This is a genomic window from Streptomyces olivaceus (genome assembly GCF_000721235.1).
GTDB lineage: Bacteria > Actinomycetota > Actinomycetes > Streptomycetales > Streptomycetaceae > Streptomyces > Streptomyces olivaceus.
Genome location: NZ_JOFH01000035.1, coordinates 47,296 through 63,577 on the forward strand (window position 1 = coordinate 47,296; position 16,282 = coordinate 63,577).

The 16,282-nt window shown below is 70.9% G+C and carries 16 protein-coding genes; 5 read left to right on the forward strand and 11 right to left on the reverse strand.

The genetic code is table 11. The annotated features are described in order from the left end of the window. Positions 1 to 151 precede the first annotated feature (151 nt). The 3 genes from IG94_RS0131080 to IG94_RS0131090 form a co-directional block, all read right to left on the reverse strand. Positions 152 to 1,588, reverse strand: a complete 1,437-nt coding sequence (locus IG94_RS0131080) for an aldehyde dehydrogenase (NADP(+)) (RefSeq protein WP_078892488.1) — start codon at positions 1,586 to 1,588, stop codon at positions 152 to 154. Between the two features lie 107 nt (positions 1,589 to 1,695). Then, positions 1,696 to 2,394: a GntR family transcriptional regulator gene (locus IG94_RS0131085; RefSeq protein WP_052410940.1), complete on the reverse strand. Its 699-nt coding sequence runs from the start codon at positions 2,392 to 2,394 to the stop codon at positions 1,696 to 1,698. Positions 2,395 to 2,510: 116 nt separating this feature from the next. After that, positions 2,511 to 3,371: a dihydrodipicolinate synthase family protein gene (locus IG94_RS0131090; RefSeq protein WP_224351274.1), complete on the reverse strand. Its 861-nt coding sequence runs from the start codon at positions 3,369 to 3,371 to the stop codon at positions 2,511 to 2,513. A 197-nt stretch (positions 3,372 to 3,568) separates the two neighbouring features. On the opposite strand from IG94_RS0131090, the gene IG94_RS0131095 reads away from it, so the two are divergent. From IG94_RS0131095 to IG94_RS0131105, 3 genes are read left to right on the forward strand one after another with little or no spacing between them, the layout of a single operon-like run. Then, positions 3,569 to 4,924 (forward strand): MFS transporter, encoded by a 1,356-nt coding sequence (locus IG94_RS0131095; protein ID WP_031044879.1) that lies wholly within the window; start codon positions 3,569 to 3,571, stop codon positions 4,922 to 4,924. Then, positions 4,921 to 5,928, forward strand: a complete 1,008-nt coding sequence (locus IG94_RS0131100) for a dihydroxyacetone kinase subunit DhaK (protein WP_031044884.1) — start codon at positions 4,921 to 4,923, stop codon at positions 5,926 to 5,928. The genes IG94_RS0131095 and IG94_RS0131100 overlap by 4 nt, the downstream gene beginning before the upstream one ends. Then, positions 5,925 to 6,566: a DAK2 domain-containing protein gene (locus IG94_RS0131105; RefSeq protein WP_031044888.1), complete on the forward strand. Its 642-nt coding sequence runs from the start codon at positions 5,925 to 5,927 to the stop codon at positions 6,564 to 6,566. Before IG94_RS0131100 ends, IG94_RS0131105 begins: the two co-directional genes overlap by 4 nt. 164 nt (positions 6,567 to 6,730) lie before the next feature. Here IG94_RS0131105 and IG94_RS0131110 read toward each other — a convergent pair whose 3' ends face one another. From IG94_RS0131110 to IG94_RS42645, 7 genes are all read right to left on the reverse strand, one after another. Next, complete coding sequence (locus tag IG94_RS0131110) at positions 6,731 to 7,633, reverse strand: hypothetical protein (protein ID WP_031044892.1); 903 nt, start codon at positions 7,631 to 7,633, stop codon at positions 6,731 to 6,733. A gap of 4 nt (positions 7,634 to 7,637) precedes the next feature. Next, on the reverse strand, positions 7,638 to 8,750 hold the full coding sequence (locus IG94_RS42095; protein WP_031044895.1) for a C40 family peptidase: 1,113 nt from the start codon (positions 8,748 to 8,750) through the stop codon (positions 7,638 to 7,640). Positions 8,751 to 9,170: 420 nt separating this feature from the next. After that, positions 9,171 to 9,818, reverse strand: a complete 648-nt coding sequence (locus IG94_RS0131120; protein WP_031044899.1) for a PASTA domain-containing protein — start codon at positions 9,816 to 9,818, stop codon at positions 9,171 to 9,173. Positions 9,819 to 10,096: 278 nt separating this feature from the next. Next, the gene (locus IG94_RS0131125; RefSeq protein ID WP_031044901.1) at positions 10,097 to 11,146 is read right to left on the reverse strand and encodes a ParA family protein; all 1,050 of its coding nucleotides are present in this window, start codon (positions 11,144 to 11,146) and stop codon (positions 10,097 to 10,099) included. Continuing rightward, the gene (locus IG94_RS38970; protein WP_031044904.1) at positions 11,143 to 12,339 is read right to left on the reverse strand and encodes an ATP-binding protein; all 1,197 of its coding nucleotides are present in this window, start codon (positions 12,337 to 12,339) and stop codon (positions 11,143 to 11,145) included. Before IG94_RS38970 ends, IG94_RS0131125 begins: the two co-directional genes overlap by 4 nt. Before the next feature lie 125 nt (positions 12,340 to 12,464). Beyond that, entirely contained in the window at positions 12,465 to 12,797 is a 333-nt protein-coding gene (locus IG94_RS0131135) for a hypothetical protein (RefSeq protein WP_031044906.1), read from the reverse strand. Between the two features lie 41 nt (positions 12,798 to 12,838). After that, positions 12,839 to 13,084, reverse strand: a complete 246-nt coding sequence (locus IG94_RS42645) for a hypothetical protein (RefSeq protein WP_157852345.1) — start codon at positions 13,082 to 13,084, stop codon at positions 12,839 to 12,841. Here IG94_RS42645 and IG94_RS42650 point away from each other — a divergent pair. Further along, a complete protein-coding gene (locus tag IG94_RS42650; RefSeq protein ID WP_052410941.1) occupies positions 13,077 to 13,307 on the forward strand; it encodes a hypothetical protein in 231 nt (76 codons plus the stop codon). The genes IG94_RS42645 and IG94_RS42650 overlap by 8 nt on opposite strands. Positions 13,308 to 13,714: 407 nt before the next feature. Here IG94_RS42650 and IG94_RS0131145 read toward each other — a convergent pair whose 3' ends face one another. Next, positions 13,715 to 13,909: a hypothetical protein gene (locus IG94_RS0131145; RefSeq protein WP_031044908.1), complete on the reverse strand. Its 195-nt coding sequence runs from the start codon at positions 13,907 to 13,909 to the stop codon at positions 13,715 to 13,717. Between the two features lie 166 nt (positions 13,910 to 14,075). Between IG94_RS0131145 and IG94_RS0131150 the strand changes: the two genes are divergently transcribed. Then, on the forward strand, positions 14,076 to 16,061 hold the full coding sequence (locus IG94_RS0131150; RefSeq protein WP_031044910.1) for an N-6 DNA methylase: 1,986 nt from the start codon (positions 14,076 to 14,078) through the stop codon (positions 16,059 to 16,061). The last annotated feature ends 221 nt before the right edge of the window (positions 16,062 to 16,282 follow it).

Genomic DNA, 16,282 nt, shown 5'->3' on the forward strand with positions numbered 1-16,282 from the left:
GATCGGCGGACCCCGGGGCAACCGGAACGGCTGGCCGGGGCCGGGTGGTTGTGGTGACGGGCGGCACTGTGTCAGCCCGGTGACGGGACGGGTCCCGCACACCTCACCCACCACCGCCGGGACCACTCCAGGCACCCGGGCGGGCGGGGCCTTACCGGTCCCGGATCTCCGGCGGCAGGGCCTGTCGGGGGACGTTCTGGTAGGCGACCGGGCGGCGGAAGCGGTTCACCGCCGCCGTGCCGACCGACGTGGTGGTGGGTGCGGTCGAGGCGGGCCAGGGGCCGCCGTGCTGCTGGGCGTCGCTGACGGTGACGCCGGTGGGCCACTCGTTCCAGATGACGCGTCCGGCGTGCCCGGCCAGGGCGTCGAGCAGGCGCCGCCCGTCCTCGTCGAGGCCGTGGCCGCCCTGGACGGTGCCGGTCAGGGTGCCGCCGAAGCCGGCGAGGACCGCCTCGACCTCGTCCAGGCTGCCGTACTCGACGAGGAGCGAGGCAGGGCCGAAGACCTCCGTGGAGATGAGGGACGGGTCCTCGCGCACGGCGTCGGTGGTGGTGCGCAGGAGCGCGATGTCCGGCAGGCCCTCGCCGCCGCCGATGCGCCGGGCCGTGCACACGCGGCCGTGGGCGGCGAGCCGGTCGAGTCCGTCGGCGTAGGCCCCGGCGATGCGGTCGTCGAGCATCGGGCCGGCCGTCAGCGGCGGCAGGGCCCCGACGAAGGCGTCGACGTCCGGGACGAAGACGACGCCGGGCTGGGTGCAGAACTGGCCGGAGCCGAGAGTGAAGGAGGCGGCGAAGCCGGTGGCGATGTCCGTACCCCGTTCGGCCCAGCCCGCGGGGGTGACGACCACCGGGTTGGTGGAGCCGAGTTCGCCGTAGAAGGGGATGGGGTCGGGGCGGTCGGCGGCGAGCTGGAAGAGGTACCGGCCACCGCGCGTGGACCCGGTGAAGCCGACGGCCTTGACGCGGTGGTCCCGTACGGCGTCGGCGCCCTCGCGTTCACCCTCGATGAGCTGGAGCAGGTGGGCGGGGGCTCCGGCGTCGTCCAGGGCCGCCGAGGCGACGGAGGCGGTGAGGCGGGAGAGTTCGGGGTGGCCGGGGTGGGCCTTGACGACGACGGGGCAACCGGCCGCCAGGGCGCTGACCGTGTCGCCGCCCGCGACGCTGAACGCGAAGGGGAAGTTGCTCGCGGCGAAGACCAGGACCGGGCCGAGCGGCACGGTGGTGCGGCGGATGTCCGGGCGGGCGCCCATCGGCCAGTCGGGGTCGGCGTGGTCGACGCGGACGTCGTCCAGGGCCCCGGAGGCGAGTCGCTCGGCGAAGAGCCGGCACTGGAAGGTGGTGCGGGCCAGTTCACCGGTGAGGCGGGCCTCGGGCAGGTGCGACTCGCGGTGGGCGACGGGGACGAGGGTGCCGGCGGCTGCGTCGAGCGCGTCGGCGACGGCGGTCAGCAGGCGGGCGCGTTCCGTGGGCGGGACGGCACGGGCGCGGACGCCTGCGGCGGCGGCCCTGTCGAGGACCGTGTCCAGGGGCAGGGAGGCGTAGGACGGGGAGGCATGGGACGTGGTGGCCTGAGACGGGGTGGTGCTCACGGTGGAACCTCGTAACGGATCAACGGGCCAGCAGGCCTACGGGCAGCCGGGCCGGCACGTCAGGGGCGCCGGCACGTCGGCCGTCGATGTGCCCGCAGGTCGACGGCTCAGGTGACGATGTCGTGGGACGCCATGTCGGCCAGCGTCCACTCCTCCACCTCGGCGAGGTGGAGCGCGGCGGCCTCCTGGGCGGCCTCGATGTCGCGGGCGGCCATGGCGTCCAGTATTTCGAGGTGGCGCCGGGTGGAGCCGGCGAGGCGGTGCGGGCCGGTGGCGCCGAGTACCCGCAGCCAGTACACGAACGGCTCGACCGACTCGCGCGCCGCGATCAGGCGGCTGTTGTCGGTGTGCGTGATGATCTCGCGGTGGATGCGGGTGTCGCTCGCGAAGAACGGTTCGTAGTCGCCCCGCTCGGCGGCGCGCAGCGCGGCGACGGCCTCCTCGCGCAGGTCGGTGATCTGCTCCAGGGGCATCGCCCGGGCGGCGACTCCGGTGGCCAGCCATTCCAGGCCCTTGCGCAGCTGGCACACCTCGTGGACGTCCTGGCGCGAGGGCCGGGTGACGAAGGTGCCGGAGCGGGGGCGGGTCTCCACGAGGCGGTCGTGCTCCAGGCGTACGAGGGTGTCCCGGACCGGGGTGCGGGAGACGCCGAACTCCTTGGCGACGGCCTGGGGGTCCATCCGGGAGCCGGGCGCGTACACACCGGTCGTGATCCGCTCGCACAGGATCGTGTAGAGCTGCTCGGAGATCGACTCCACCACCAGGGGCGCGGGGCCGCTGCGGCTACGGACGGAGGGGGTGGCCATGATCGCCCTTCTTCTCCAACGGTCGCTCCGGTCTTCTCCATACGGTCGCTCCGGCGCCGGACGGCACGGCACCGGCGCCGGTGAAACACAGCATCTGATCGATCAGCGGAGATCGGTCAGATCAGCCTAGCGGCTTCCAGGGCGGTGCGGATGCGCTCGCGTTCGGCGTCCGTGGCGGGCCGGAACGGACGGCGCGGCAGGCCGGGCGAGCGGCCCTGGAGTTCGAGGGCGGCCTTCAGGGTGGCGGGCAGGTTCGGGGCGTCGATCGCCCGCCAGACGGTGAGGATGCGCTCGTGCAGCTCCAGCGCCTTGGTGTGGTCGCCGGCCTGGACGGCGTCCCACAGCTCGACGCTGAGGCGCGGCGTGACGGTGGGGATGGCGGCGAGAGCTCCGTGGGCGCCCATGACGAACGCCGGGTAGTGCAGGTCGTCGAGGGCGGCCAGCACGGTGAACCGGTCGCGCATGCGGTGCAGCAGGTCGGCGAGGAGGTGGATGTCGCCGCCGGACTGCTTGATGGCGGTGACCTGCGGGACGTCGCGCAGCATCTCGATGGTGTCCACCGGGACCAGCGCCCAGGGCACCACGTTGTACAGCACGATCGGCAGGTCGGTGGCCTCGCCGATCTCGCGGTAGTGGGCGACGGTCTCCTCGGCCGAGGGCGCGAAGACGTAGTGGACGGGGGTCACCTGGAGCGCGTCGACGCCCGCCTCCTTCAGGGCGAGGGAGTAGCGCTTGGCCTGGGCGGTGGAGTTCTGGATGACGCCGCCGATGACCGGAACCCGACCGTCGACCTCGTCGACGACGGTGGCGCAGATGGCGACACTCTCCTCCAGGGAGAGCGTCTGGCCCTCGCCGGTGCTGCCGCAGGCGCAGATGGCGGTCACACCCTGGTCGAGGAGGTACTTGACCTCGCCGCGCAGCAGGTCGAGGTTGACCTGGTCGTTCTCGTCGAACGGCGTGACAACGGTGGAAATCATCCCGCCGAGCTGGACGTCCTTCACATGCGCCTCCCGGGTATTGCCGCAATCAGAGTGCGGATGTAATGTCTGATGCATCAGATGTTAGCACGAGGTCCTGCCTCAGCAGAACCACCGCTTTCCGGACACGGCCCGCTCTCCCACACTGAGGGGAGGTCCTACCGTGTCGTCCGAGCCGCCATCGCAATGGAGCGAGCATGCCCCAACCGGCCGCTACACCCGCTTCCCGGGAGACCTCCCTGCGCAAGGTCGTCACGGCCAGCGCCCTGGGAACCACCGTCGAGTACTACGACTTCACGCTGTACGCGACCACCGCAGCTCTCGTCTTCGACAAGATCTTCTTCCCCGACGCCTCTCCCCTGGTGGGCACCCTCGCCGCCTTCGCCACGTACTTCGTCGGGTACGCCGCCCGGCCGCTGGGCGGCATCCTCTTCGGGCACTTCGGCGACCGCCTGGGCCGCAAGAACGTCCTGATCATCACCATGCTCATGATGGGCATCGGCACGTTCGCGATCGGCCTGCTGCCCTCCTACGACAGCATCGGCATCGCGGCACCGATCCTGCTGGTCCTGATCCGGCTGATCCAGGGCCTCGGCATGGGCGGGGAGTACGGCGGCGGCGTCCTGATGGCCCTGGAGTACAGCCCCCGCTCCCGCCAGGGCTTCTTCACCTCACTGGTGCACATCGGCACCCCGGCCGGCGTCCTGATACCGGTGGGCCTGGTCACCGTCCTGGACTCCACCCTGCCCTCGGGCTCCTACGACTCCTGGGCCTGGCGCCTGCCGTTCCTCGCCAGCATCCTCCTGGTCGGCGTCGGCATCTGGATGCGGCTGCACGTGACCGAGAGCCCCGAGTTCGTGAGGATGCGCGAGGACCGCGAGGTGCAGAGCCTGCCGGTGAAGCAGGTCCTCACCCGCCGGCCGGCCACCGTCGTCTTCTCCGTGCTGGCCAAGATCGCCGAGAGCGGTCTGTTCAACATCTACTACGTGGTGGCCATCACCTACGTCACCACGGAGCTCGACCTCGCCAAGGGCCCCGTCCTGCTCGCCGTGCTCATCGCCTGCGCCGTCGAGTGCTTCACGCTGCCCTACTTCGGTGCGCTCTCCGACCGCATCGGCCGGCGCAAGGTGTACATCTTCGGCGCGGCCTTCCAGGCCGTCCTCGCCCTGCCGTTCTTCCTCCTGATCGAGACCGGCCAGTTCTGGGGCTACGCCGTCGGCATGACGCTGGGACTCGGCGTCGGACACGCCGCGATGTACGGCGCGCAGGGCGCGCTGTTCGCCAACCTGTACCCGGTCAACGTCCGCTACACCGGCCTGTCCGTGACCCAGCAGATCGGCGCCACCCTCGGCGGCGGGCTCTCCCCGCTCATCGGCACCGCCCTGCTGTCCGCGGCCGGCGGACACTGGTCGTGGCTGATCGCCTACTGCGTCGGAGTCGCCGTCCTCTCCGGTCTGGCCACCACCCGGCTCAAGGCCGGTGAGGCGCCCCAACCCGCCCTGCCCGCAACGGACCACACCCCGCACCGCGCCGAAAGGACCCAGGTCTCGTGAATAGCCTGTTCCTTCCCTCCGAAAAGCCCGTCGAGGAGGCCCTGAGCGGCCTGGCCCTGGCCCATCCGGGGCTGCTCACCCTCCACGAGGACCCCCTCTACGTCACCGCCCGCGAACGGCATCCCGGCCGGCGTGTCGGGCTCGTCTCCGGCGGCGGCTCGGGCCACGAGCCGCTGCACACCGGGTTCGTCGGCGCCGGGATGCTGGACGCCGCCGTTCCCGGCCGCGTCTTCGCCTCCCCGCACAACCGGCAGATCTACGAGGCGTCCAAGGCCGTCGCGGGCCCGGACGGCGTCCTGCACGTCGTCAAGAACTACACCGGCGACCGCATCAACTTCGGCATCGCCGCCGAGCGCCTGCGGGCCGACGGCATCCCCGTCGCCCGCGTCCTGATCGACGACGACCTCGCCACCGAGAGCGACGAGACCGCGACCGGCCGCCGCGGCACCGGCGCCACCGTGATCGTGGAGAAGCTGCTCGGAGGTGCCGCGGACGCCGGCGCCGGACTCGACGAGCTGGCCGGACTCGGCGCCCGGATCGCCGCGGCCTCCCGCAGCGTCGCGGTCGCCGCACGCGCCCAGACCTCGCCCGCGCGGGGCGGGGAGGCGTTCCCCCTGCCGGCCGGCACCCTCGAGTACGGCGTCGGCATCCACGGCGAGCGCGCCGCCACCACCGTGGAGCACCCCGGCTTCGAGCAGCTAGTCGACCGCATGACGCACCAGGTCGCCGACGCGCTGCCGGCCGGCGCCCGGTCCGTCCTCCTGCTCGTGGGCGGCCTCGGGGCGACCACGCTGCTGGAGCTGCACGCCGTGCACGCGCGGGTGTCCCGGCTGCTCGGCGAGCGCGGCCTGGACGTGGCCGGCCGCCTCGTCGGCACCTACGTCCCCGCGCTCGACATGAGCGGCTTCTCCCTCACCATGACCGCCCTGCGCGACGACTGGGCCGCCCACTGGCACGCCCCCGCCCGCACCGTCGCCTTCCCCGCACAGGAGGCCGTCCGATGACCACCGACCCGAGCCTCGTGCTGCGCACCTACGCCGACGCCGCGCACACCGCCTACGAGACGCTCACCGCGCTGGACCAGCTCTCCGGCGACGGCGACTTCGGCGACAACCTCTGCGAGGGCCTCGACCGGGTCACCGGCGCCCTCGACACCCATCCGGACGAACCGCCCTTCGCCGTGGCGGCGGCCGTGTTCCTCGACGAGGTCGGCGGCACCAGCGGCCCCCTGATCGGCCTGCTCTTCCAGGAGCTGGCACGGGCGCACGCGGCGGCTCCCGGCCAGGACGCCTGGCCCACCGGGATCCACGAGGGCCTGGCGGCGATCCAGCGCGTCGGCGAGGCCGAACCCGGCGACCGCACGATGGTCGACGCCCTCGTCCCCGCCCGGGACGCCCTCCGGTCGGGGGCCGGCGCCCGGGAGACGGCCCAGGCCGCCCTGGAGGGCGCACGGTCCACCGCCGCACTGCGCGCCCGCCGCGGACGCGCCTCCTACGTCGGGGAGCGCGCGGTCGGCCACCCGGACCCCGGCGCCCTCGGCGTCGCCCTGCTGTTCTGGTCCCGCGCCCGGGCCGACGGCCAGGCACCCGGCGAGCTGACGGACCACCTGCCGGACCTGCCGGCGGAGGCACCGCCGAACTGACCGCGCAGAGCCGCCGGGCCGGACCGCGCAGCGGGGCGCCCGGCGACGGAACCGTCTCGGCGGACGTCTCGGCGATCGATCCGTGTCAGCGGCAGCCCGGCGATTGGAGAGCCTCAGCAGGCGACTCGACTCACCGGACGACTCGACTCAGCAGGCGGCCCGCCTCAGCGGGCGGCCCTGCGGGTGAAGCGGCGCAGCCCGCGGCGGGTGGGCTTGAGGGGCTTGTCCTCGGGTGCCGCCGGCCCCGGACCACCCGGCGGAAGGGCCGCTGCGGCCGGGGCAGGGGACGGTTCCGGCTGGTCGCCGTGCGCGAGCCGGTTGCGCACGGCCTGGGCCATGGCCTGGTGGGACGGGTCCTGCAGCAGGCCCGCCTCGGACAGCCGCTCCCACATGTGCAGCAGTTCCTGCCCGCGGGTGGCGACCTGGCTCTCGTCGAACAGCCGCTGCCAGGCCGCGGTGGCGCGGGCCACCTCGGGCGCCGCCCGGTTCAGATCCGTACGGCAGCGGATCCGGGCCACGGTCAGCGCGAGGACGGTGGAGAGCATGTACTCGCCCCGCAGGAAGGCCAGGTACGCCTCGATCGCCCTCGCCTCCAGCGAGAGCTCGTCCTCCGCGCCCCTGCGCAGGGTGAGGTGCTCGCGCAGGGCGCTGGCGAGGACGAACGCGACGTGCAGTTCCTCGCGCTGAGCGTGCTGGATGATGCGCTCGACGCGGGCGAGCGGCGGGAACGACTCCTCCTCCGCGGCGGTGCGCTCACGCCCGGGCGGCAGGTCCTCCTCGTCGGCGATGGTCCGGCTGGAGCCGTCGGGGTGGACCCGCAGCCGTGCCACCTGCTGCACGCTGCGGTCGATGACGGTGGCCGCGACCGGTGCCCGCAGGGTGCGCGCGAACATGGCGACGGCGTCGAGGATGGCCTCGTTGGGCGGCCGTGCGCCGCCCATCTGCAGCAGGTGCCCGTTGACCACCGTCGACCCGTCCTCCGCCACGTAGGCGTCGAGCCGGATCAGCGGCGTGGCGCCGAGCACGGGCAGGTTGCCCTGGTCACGGGGGGTCAGCGAGTGGGTCATGCGCTCAAGCTCCGGGTCGTACGACGCCCAGGACGGGCATGATGGCGACGGGCGCGGTCGTCACGCTGCGGCCGGGCCGCGGGGCGTGGACCATCTGTCCGCCTCCGATGTACATGCCCACGTGGGTGGCGCCGCTGTAGTAGATGATCAGGTCTCCGGGCCGGGCGGATGACAGGCTCACCCGGCTCAGTCCCGCCCATTGTGCCTGGGAGGTACGGGGAATGGGACGGCCGGCCGCCGCCCAGGCCGCGGAGGTGAGTCCGGAGCAGTCGTACGACGAGGGCCCCACGGCGCCCCACACGTACGGCTTGCCGATCTGCGCCATGGCGAAGTCGACGGCCTTCCCGGCCGCTCCGCTGACCGGGGTCCCCCCGCCGTCACCGGGCCCGGGCCCGCTCGAACCTCCGTCACCGCCGCCACCGCCACCCCCGCCGCCGGAGGGGCCGGTCCACTTGTCCTCGGCCTCCTGGGCCCGCTCCTTCTCCAACTGTTCCAGTCTGCGGGTCTGTTCCTTCTCCAGTCCTGCTTCTATCCGCTCGGCCGCGGCGATCTTCTTCTCGATCTTCTCCTTCGAAGCCGCCTTGTCCGCGCGGCTCTTCTCCAGCTTCCGCAGTTCCTTGTCGGCCGCGTCGGTCTGGCCGTCCAGCTCCTTGCGGGCCGCCTCCTGGGTCTCGGCGACGTTGGCCACGCCCCGCATGGCCTGACGGGCCTGGGACGCCTCGTCGAGGGCCTGCTCGGGGTGGTCGCCGAGCAGCAACTGGATGCCGGTGGCGGCGAGATCGCCACCGCGGTACTGGGTACGTGCGGCCGCGCCGGCGAGGTCGCGCAGGCTCTCCACCCGCTTCTCGGCGCGCGTCAGGTCCTTGCGCAGCGACGCCAGCCGCTTCTCCTGCTTGGTGGCCTTCTCGTTGGCACCGTTGTACGCCTCGGTGGCGATCTCCGCCTCGTGGTAGAGACCGTCCAGTTCGTCGCGGATGTCCTCGATCGACCTGCCGTTCTGGGAGCCGGGGTCACCCGGGTCCGCGAAACTGGGGCCGGGGAACAGGGCTATCGCGCAGACAAGGGCCGTGGTGGCGCCCCGGGTTCGTGAGCGTCTGCCGCCGGTCGACACGTTCATGCTCTCCACATTTCAGAGGTCGCGAGCAGGCGGCTCAGACGGACGGCTGCCACCGCGGTCGCCACCACGGGTCGCGTGGAGGGCCGTTCGAGCCTTGAACACACTACCTTCCCCCGAACGGCCCACACCGACGGTCCCGGGCGTGTCGCCTTGCTCACAGGTAACTCTTCCACGGCCAAGGAGTAGTTGCACTCGATGTCATTGAGGGTGATCTTGGCGGAATACACCGTAGCGGCTCGGTTGACACCGTTCTCCCAGGTGCCACGTCGCCCGACTCGTCCTTGCGGATGTACTCATACTCGACCGACGTGCCGGGACTTGCGACGGCCAGGCCGGGCCCGGTCCGCCGGCATACGACTTACGTGGGCACTCACACGAAGCGGACCGAGGCTCCGGGGCGGGCATCGGAGCCCGCCCCGGTCAGCAGCTCTCGCCGAACTTGACGGTCTCGATCGTCACCGGCTGCCCGTCGAGCTTCGTCCCCGCCGCCGGGTCGGTCGAGCAGACCTGCCAGTTCGACTCCATGAGCACCATCCGGCCCTGCCCGGACACGTCGTTCACCGTAATGCTGGTGGAACCGTCGAGTGCCTGGCGGGCGACCTTGACGGACTTCCCCGTGAAGTCCGGCATGCTGGAACCGGCCTCCTCGGGCTCGGCCTGGTCACCACCCGCGGGGCAGGTCTCCTCGAGCTTGGCGGTGCCGAAGTCGACCTTCGTGTCCGTCGGGTGCGTGCCGGGCGTTGGGTTCTGCGAGCACACCTTCCAGTTCCTGTCGAGGATCTGGTTGCGGCCCCGGCCGAGCGCGTCGTGGGACGTGAGGTGGTAGAAGCCGGCAGCCTGCGCCTCGTCCTGGGCGCTCTGCAGACCCTTGCCAACCATTTCGGGGAGCGTCGCTGTGGGCTCGGTGTCGGCCGAGGGTTGCTGAGTCGCCTCGTCGGCGCTGGTGGCCGGTGTCTCGAGGGTCGGCGTCTCGGGCTTGGCGTCCGTGCCGGCACCGGCCGTCGGGCCGCAGGCGGTGAGCGCGGCGAGCAACAGCGCGGCGGCTACCGAGGTACGGGTGATGCGCATGGTGAACCCCAGGGAAGTTGCAGAAAAGAGTGATCCGCCGGGCGGACACCCGTCGACCAGTATGGAGCATCGTGCACTGGGTTCACAGGCCTTTCCTGGAAAGCTGACGTGCACTCCTGTCCTGTCGCATGCGGGGCACTTGAGCTCTGAACCGGCTCGAGACCGAACGCTGGGGTGGGGAGGGGCCGATGGAGAATGACACGCTGGAGTACTCACAGCCGACGGGCAGCGGTGGCAGCACCCCGCCACCCCTGCCCGGCGTCACTCGCCGCAGGCCGTCACTCGCCACCGCTGAGTTCCTGGGCGCGGTCCAGGACACCTTCTGCCAGTCCCCGGAACTCGCGGTAGCACGTCTGCACGTACTTCTGAGTACTGCCGAGCGCGCCGTCGGCGGCCTTCAAGTCGAACATGGGCTTTCTGGCGTCGTGGGCGAGTGGCATGAGACTGCGGTAGTTGCGGAGCGTCGCGATGCGGTGCCGGTCCTCACCGGAGACCGGCGCTCCCTCGCCCAGCACCGCCGCCGAGTAGACCCAGGGGATGCGCTCCAGCCACCGCTCGTAGGCCTTCACCGGCCTGTCGAGCCGCATCTCCGGCTGCATGATCACGTAGCCGAGCGGACGCATCTGCGCACGGGGCGCGGAGAAGCCGCCCGGGACACGCGGCAGGACGAGTTGCTGCCAGTCTCTGCGCCAGTCGCGCAGGGTGGGACCGAGGTTGCTGAGACCCTTGAGGGAGAAGAGGTCGGCCGCGAGCGGCATGAGCACGTTGTCCGCAGCGATCAGCGCCGCCCGGTTGATCGCGCCAAGGTTGGGCCCGACGTCGATCAGGACGAGGTCAGCGCCGGTTTCATCGGCCGCCTGCTCCACGACACGGTGGAAGGCCGTGGTAGTGCGAATTGCCGCGATGTCACCCGCGAACGTCTTGAACCATTCACTGGAGAGCTTGTCCTCGAAGCGGCTGAGGTCGAGGCTTCCGGCCAGCAGCCAGAGATCCGGCTGAAGCTCGGCGGGCTCGATGGGGGCGACGTCCCCCGTGCCCTCCAGGATGGGGCGTACCGCGTCGGCGATCGTCTGCCCGTTGCGTACCCGTCCGGTGCCGGGCAGAGCCGAGGGCGCCGCCCCCTGAGCGATCAGCTCGGACTCGTTGTTCCAGAGTTCCTCGATCTCGGTCTCGTCGAGGCACATCGAGGTGAGGTTCGCCTGGGGGTCGAGGTCGACAGCCAGAACCGTCAGGCCCAGCCTGCGGAACATGTGGGCCAGGTGATAGGTCAGAGTCGTCTTTCCCACCCCGCCCTTGTTGTTGAAGAGCGCAATCGACGTCCGGTTCATGAGGCCCTCCAGAGGACGACGGCCCACGACGAATCGTCGACCTGGAACTCGGCGGGAGGGTTCCCGTTGCGCATGAGCGACGCCTGAACGCGTCCGATCCCCCGCCCGAACCGGTTCACGTAGCCGAGCCCTTTCATGGCTGCCGCGAGAGAAGGGTTGCGGTAGTCGTTCACCCGATGGAAGTTGTCGTCCCTCACCTGCCCGTAGGGCCCTCCCGGATTGGTCACCTCGATCCGGTCGTCGAACCAGGCGATACGCACGGGGGCGTACGAGGTCTCGTAGTTGCGGTGCATCAGGGCGTTCATCATCACTTCCCGCAACGCCTCCAGCGGGTAGTCGGGCTGCGGTGTCTCCCGGAACCCCTCCTCCACCAGGCGCGTACGGAGGTTGCTGCGCAGCAGGGGTTCGAGTCGGGCCGCGACGCCCACGAGGTTCTGGCGCAGCTCCTGGTCGTCGGCGACGGGCGCGTCGAGATCCACACCCTGGTACCGGACGAACTGCGCGTACGCACCCGGGATGTGGCTGCTGGGGTCCAGCCCGACGGTGAGCAGACCGAGCGCGGTCGGCCGGCCGTCTGGAGTGGTGAGGTGCAGGGACGAGAGCTGCTGGGGCACAGGTCGCCCGTTCTCCTCGATGACCTCGGGCCCGACCATGGACGGCAGGTAGGAACTCCGAAAGAGCTCCAGGTCCAGGTCGTCGAGGGTCGCACACGGCACGGGCCGGCTGTCGAAGGGACCGTCTCCAGCCCGGCGGCGTTCCGTGAGGACTCGCTCGTCCTCGCGGGTGGCCCTGCGTGTGGTCGGCCCGGGCCGGACCCACACCACTCCGTCGAAGCGCACGGGCAGAGCAGCCGATGCCTCGACGTGAATGTGCACTACCGGCTTACCCTGGTAGACCGCGGCCCGCACGGTGAAGGACGGCCGGTCCAGGATCCTGCCGTCGTCCCGGAGGTCGGTGAGGGCCAGCAGGGCACGATCGCTGACATCCACGTCATCGACCGGGGTTCCGTCGTCCGCGACGCCGATGAGAATGTTTCCCGCGCCCTTGCCGACGAGATCGTTGGCCATGGCGCAGACGGCGTTGCCGATGGCGTCGCCGCGCTTGCCTTCCCTCTTCGCGGTCCGCTTGAACTCAAGGGTCGGGGTCTCACGGGTTCCAAGTACGTCGGCCAGATCTGCGTCGTGTGCGTTCACACCGAGTATTGTGCCGGTTGCTCCACGCCGCACGGCGCGGTGGCGACCCTCTCAGCGCGGCTGCCATCTGTCCGGTTTGCGCCCGGCGGCTGTCCGAGGCACCCGCCGCAGCACGCCGTGAGCCATCAGGGCACTTCGCGGCGCACGAGCGCGCTGGCGAAGGGCTCGCCGGTGCGGCGGGCGTACGTCATCCGCTCGCGGACCTCCCCCAGAGTGCGGGGCCGGTATCCGGGCCCGCCGCAGCAGCTCTTGTGGAAGCGGACGCCCGCGTGCAGGAGGACGGACAGCGTCCGCCAGGCCGCGGTGTCCCGGCGTGGGGGCGCCGCGAAGGCCGACCCCACGTGGATCAGCGGTTCCGAACACCGAGGGCAGGCCCGGCCCGGCCTGTCCCTGTCGTAGGGCTGCTTGTACGAGGCCCGACAGGGCAGGCATACGTAGGAGGTCTTCGCGTGGCCCATGCGGCAAGGGTAGACGGCACCCGCGCGAGGCTCGACGTATTTTAGCGGCGGAACGTTCCCTGAAGGTCTTCGGTCTGCTCGCGGGCGGTGTCCGTCGCACCATGACCGTGCGAAACGGGGACGACATGCCGCACATTCCGCTGGTGATCGTGTTGCAGCCCGTCCTCGAAGTCACCACTTCCACCGATCTCCCGCTCTGGCCCGTCGCCGGGATCGAGCCGCACGGCTTCCTGCCGCTCAGTTGCGCCCTCGCTTACGCCGAAGTCGGTACGGCGGTCGATGAGCATCGCCGCCCACAACGACGTCCTACCGGCGGCCGACGACCACACGACACGCCTCGCGGACCCTCTCGGACCGGTCCTGCGCGGCCTGCTCACCATGGAGGAACTCGTGGCATCCGGTGACCTGCGCGTCACGGACACCGCCCCCGGCATCACCTTGCTACTGCCGGGCTACTGGCTGTGGAGCCAGGAGGTCAAGAAGCTGGCGGAACACTACGCTGAAAGCTGACGTTCCCCTCCCGCCCCGTCGCCACCAGGTGGTGGCATGGGGCTGCGACGCCGCGCCGGGCGACGAGAGGGTCGCCCGGATCCGGTTCCGGCGGATGGCCCGGCAAGTCTTCGCCCAGCCGGGTAGGGGCGATTCGAACGGGGACAGTATCCGCCCCCGTGTGCTCAGTTGAGAAATGATCGCTGTGACGGTCCCGCCTCCGGGAAGGCAACTTCACCCCAGACGGTCTTCGTGAAGACGTCCCGGCTCACCTAGCCCCAGCTCTCGGCGTATACCCGCACCAGCAAGAGCCCCCGCCCCAAGGCAGCGTCGTACGTGCGCGAGGGTGCCGGGCCAGGTTCGGGGCAGCGATGCGGGGCGGGTATCCAACCAACCATCCCCTTGATGTAGGGGATGTGCTCCAAGTATCACCGCTGGACGAGCAGCACCTCATCCCTGCTCGGGGGAACGGCGAGCAGGTCGGCGGCGACCGTTTTCACGGCCACGGGCCGTTCCAGGCGGATGTCCCGTGCTTGCCACACGTGGCCCATCAGCCCTCGGCCGAGCACCGATGTGAGTTGGTAGCGGTCCGTGCGCACTGCCCCAGGCGTGAATTTCTGCATTTGGCCCGGCCTCCACGCGATCCACACAACACATATAGACATTTTCACTGTGAACAAAGTCAATGAGCGTAGTAGCTTCTCGTGTGCAGTCCCACTGCAGAGACCCGCCTGCCACCGGCCGGCACTCCGGCCCGGACGCACGTACCAAGCACCTCGGAGTTTGTCGATGAGTACAACCGGTTCCGTACCCGTCAGCCTTGCCGAGATCGCCCGGATCGCCGGGGTGGGACGTGCCGCGGTGAGCAACTGGCGGCGGCGTCACAGCTCCTTCCCCACGCGCATCGGGGGCACGGACGTCAGTCCCCAGTTCTCCCTGGCGGAGGTCGAGCAGTGGCTGCGGGACAACGGCAAGCTCGACAGCATCGCGGGGCGTGAGCTTCTGTGGCCCCGGTTCGAAGTGCTCGGCAGCAGGGACGAGTCGGGCCTGGCCATCGCCGAGGCGGCCCACCGCATGCGTTCGCCACGCGCACGCTCGTCGCGGGTGAAACTCTCTGCGGAGGCCGAACGACTGGCGGTCGAGGCGGCGAAGTTGGGGCGGAACGAGGGGGCGCGCGAGACGTTCGAGTTCCTGCTTCAGCGGTGGCTCGAGACCCATGTGCGTCAGTTGAGCACGACGCCCCCGCCGCTCGCCGCCCTGATGGCACGGATCGGGTTCGACGTCCGTGTAGGCCGGCGCGCCGAGGGACTCACCGTCCTCGACCCGGCCTGCGGCACCGGGCACTTGGCGGCAGCTGCCGTGCAGGAGTGCGCAAGTCCGGGTGTGCGGGTACTGGCGTGCGAGCGGGACCCCGCTCTCGCCGCGTTGGCCTCCGCCCGCCTGGCGTTCGTCGGGGACGACCACGACGTCCGTGCGGAGGTCGCCACGGCCGACTCTCTGCGCGAGGACCCGCTCGCCGAGGTACGGGCGGATGTCGTGCTGTGCAATCCGCCGTTCAACGAACGTGACTGGGGCTACGAGGAACTCGCCACCGACCAGCGCTGGACGTACGGTCTCCCGCCACGCACCGAGCCGGAACTGGCCTGGGTGCAGCACCTGCTCGCCCGCCTCGAGCCTGGCGGGGCGGCCGTCGTCGTCCTGCCTCCCGCAGTCGCCTCACGCAAGGCCGGCCGACGCATCAGAGGCTCCCTGCTGCGTACCGGCGCGCTCCGAGCTGTGGTGGCTCTCCCGCCCGGCAGCGCCCAACCGCACAGCGTCTCACTCCAGTTGTGGATCCTCAGGGCCACTCCCGAGGGCCCGGGGGCGGTTTCGCCCAGCCAGGACGCAGTACTGGTCGACGCGACGCGCTTCACGCGAACCGGCGGGCGGGAGTCCGGCCCCCGCTGGGAGCCGCTCCAGGCCTTTGTCCTCTCCGCGCTGCAAGCCCTCGACCGCTCGGACGCGGAGCTGCCGGACGGCGCCGTCCGGGTTCCTCTCATCGATCTTCTGGACGACGAGGTGGACGTCACCCCCGGGCGCTACACCTCGGTGAGTACCGAGCCGTCCGGCCCCGAACTCTCGACGGTCTGGAAAGAAGTGGGATCGACCCTGACCGACCTGGCCCGTTGGGCCGAAAGCCTGTCGGAACTGGAGTTCGACGGCGACAGGCCACAGACCACGGTCGGCGTCGGGGACCTCGTCAAAGCCTGTGCCCTGTCGTTGCGCGCCGGGCAGCAGCCTCTGGACGGTGCGGTGGCATCCGGCGGGAACTCCGTGCCCCTCCTCACCGTTGCCGACCTGCTGGCGGACGGCGCTCCCAGCGGATTCGTCGCCGTCGAATCGGCGCCTGTGATAGTCGAGAAGGGCGATGTCGTGGTCGCTGGTGTCGTGCGGGCGTTCAATGCCTGGGTGCACGAGGGGCCTCCGACGGCCCTGGGGCCTCAGTTGCACGCCCTGCGGGTAGACCCGGCGAAACTGGACGCCCACTTCCTGGCCGGCTGTCTGCGCGCTCCGTCCAACGGACGTCAGGCAGGCACCCACGCCTCCAGTTCGTCACGGGTCGACGTCCGGCGCCTGCAGGTGCTCCAACTGCCTCTGGCGGGACAGGCGGCGTACGCCGAAGTCTTCCGGAGCCTCAGCAATTTCGAGACACGGCTCGTCGGCGCCAACGGTGCGGGCAGGAAACTGGTGAACGACGTGTCCGACCTGCTCGCCGCAGGCGGGCTCGACGTCTGACCTCACCCGAGGTCCTCTAGAAGCAGATCAAGCGCAGCTACGTATCTCGGCGTTCGTCCGACCGTGGGGCACGGCCGCCCGGTCGGTTCACTGTCCTGTGCTCCGTGGCCTTGCGGCGGAACGCCTTGCCGGGAGCCTGGCGCAGCGTCCTCTCGACGTTGGCGTTGGCGAGTGGAGGCTGTAGGACATGCAGGGCGATGTCGTTGCCCGGGGAACCCGAT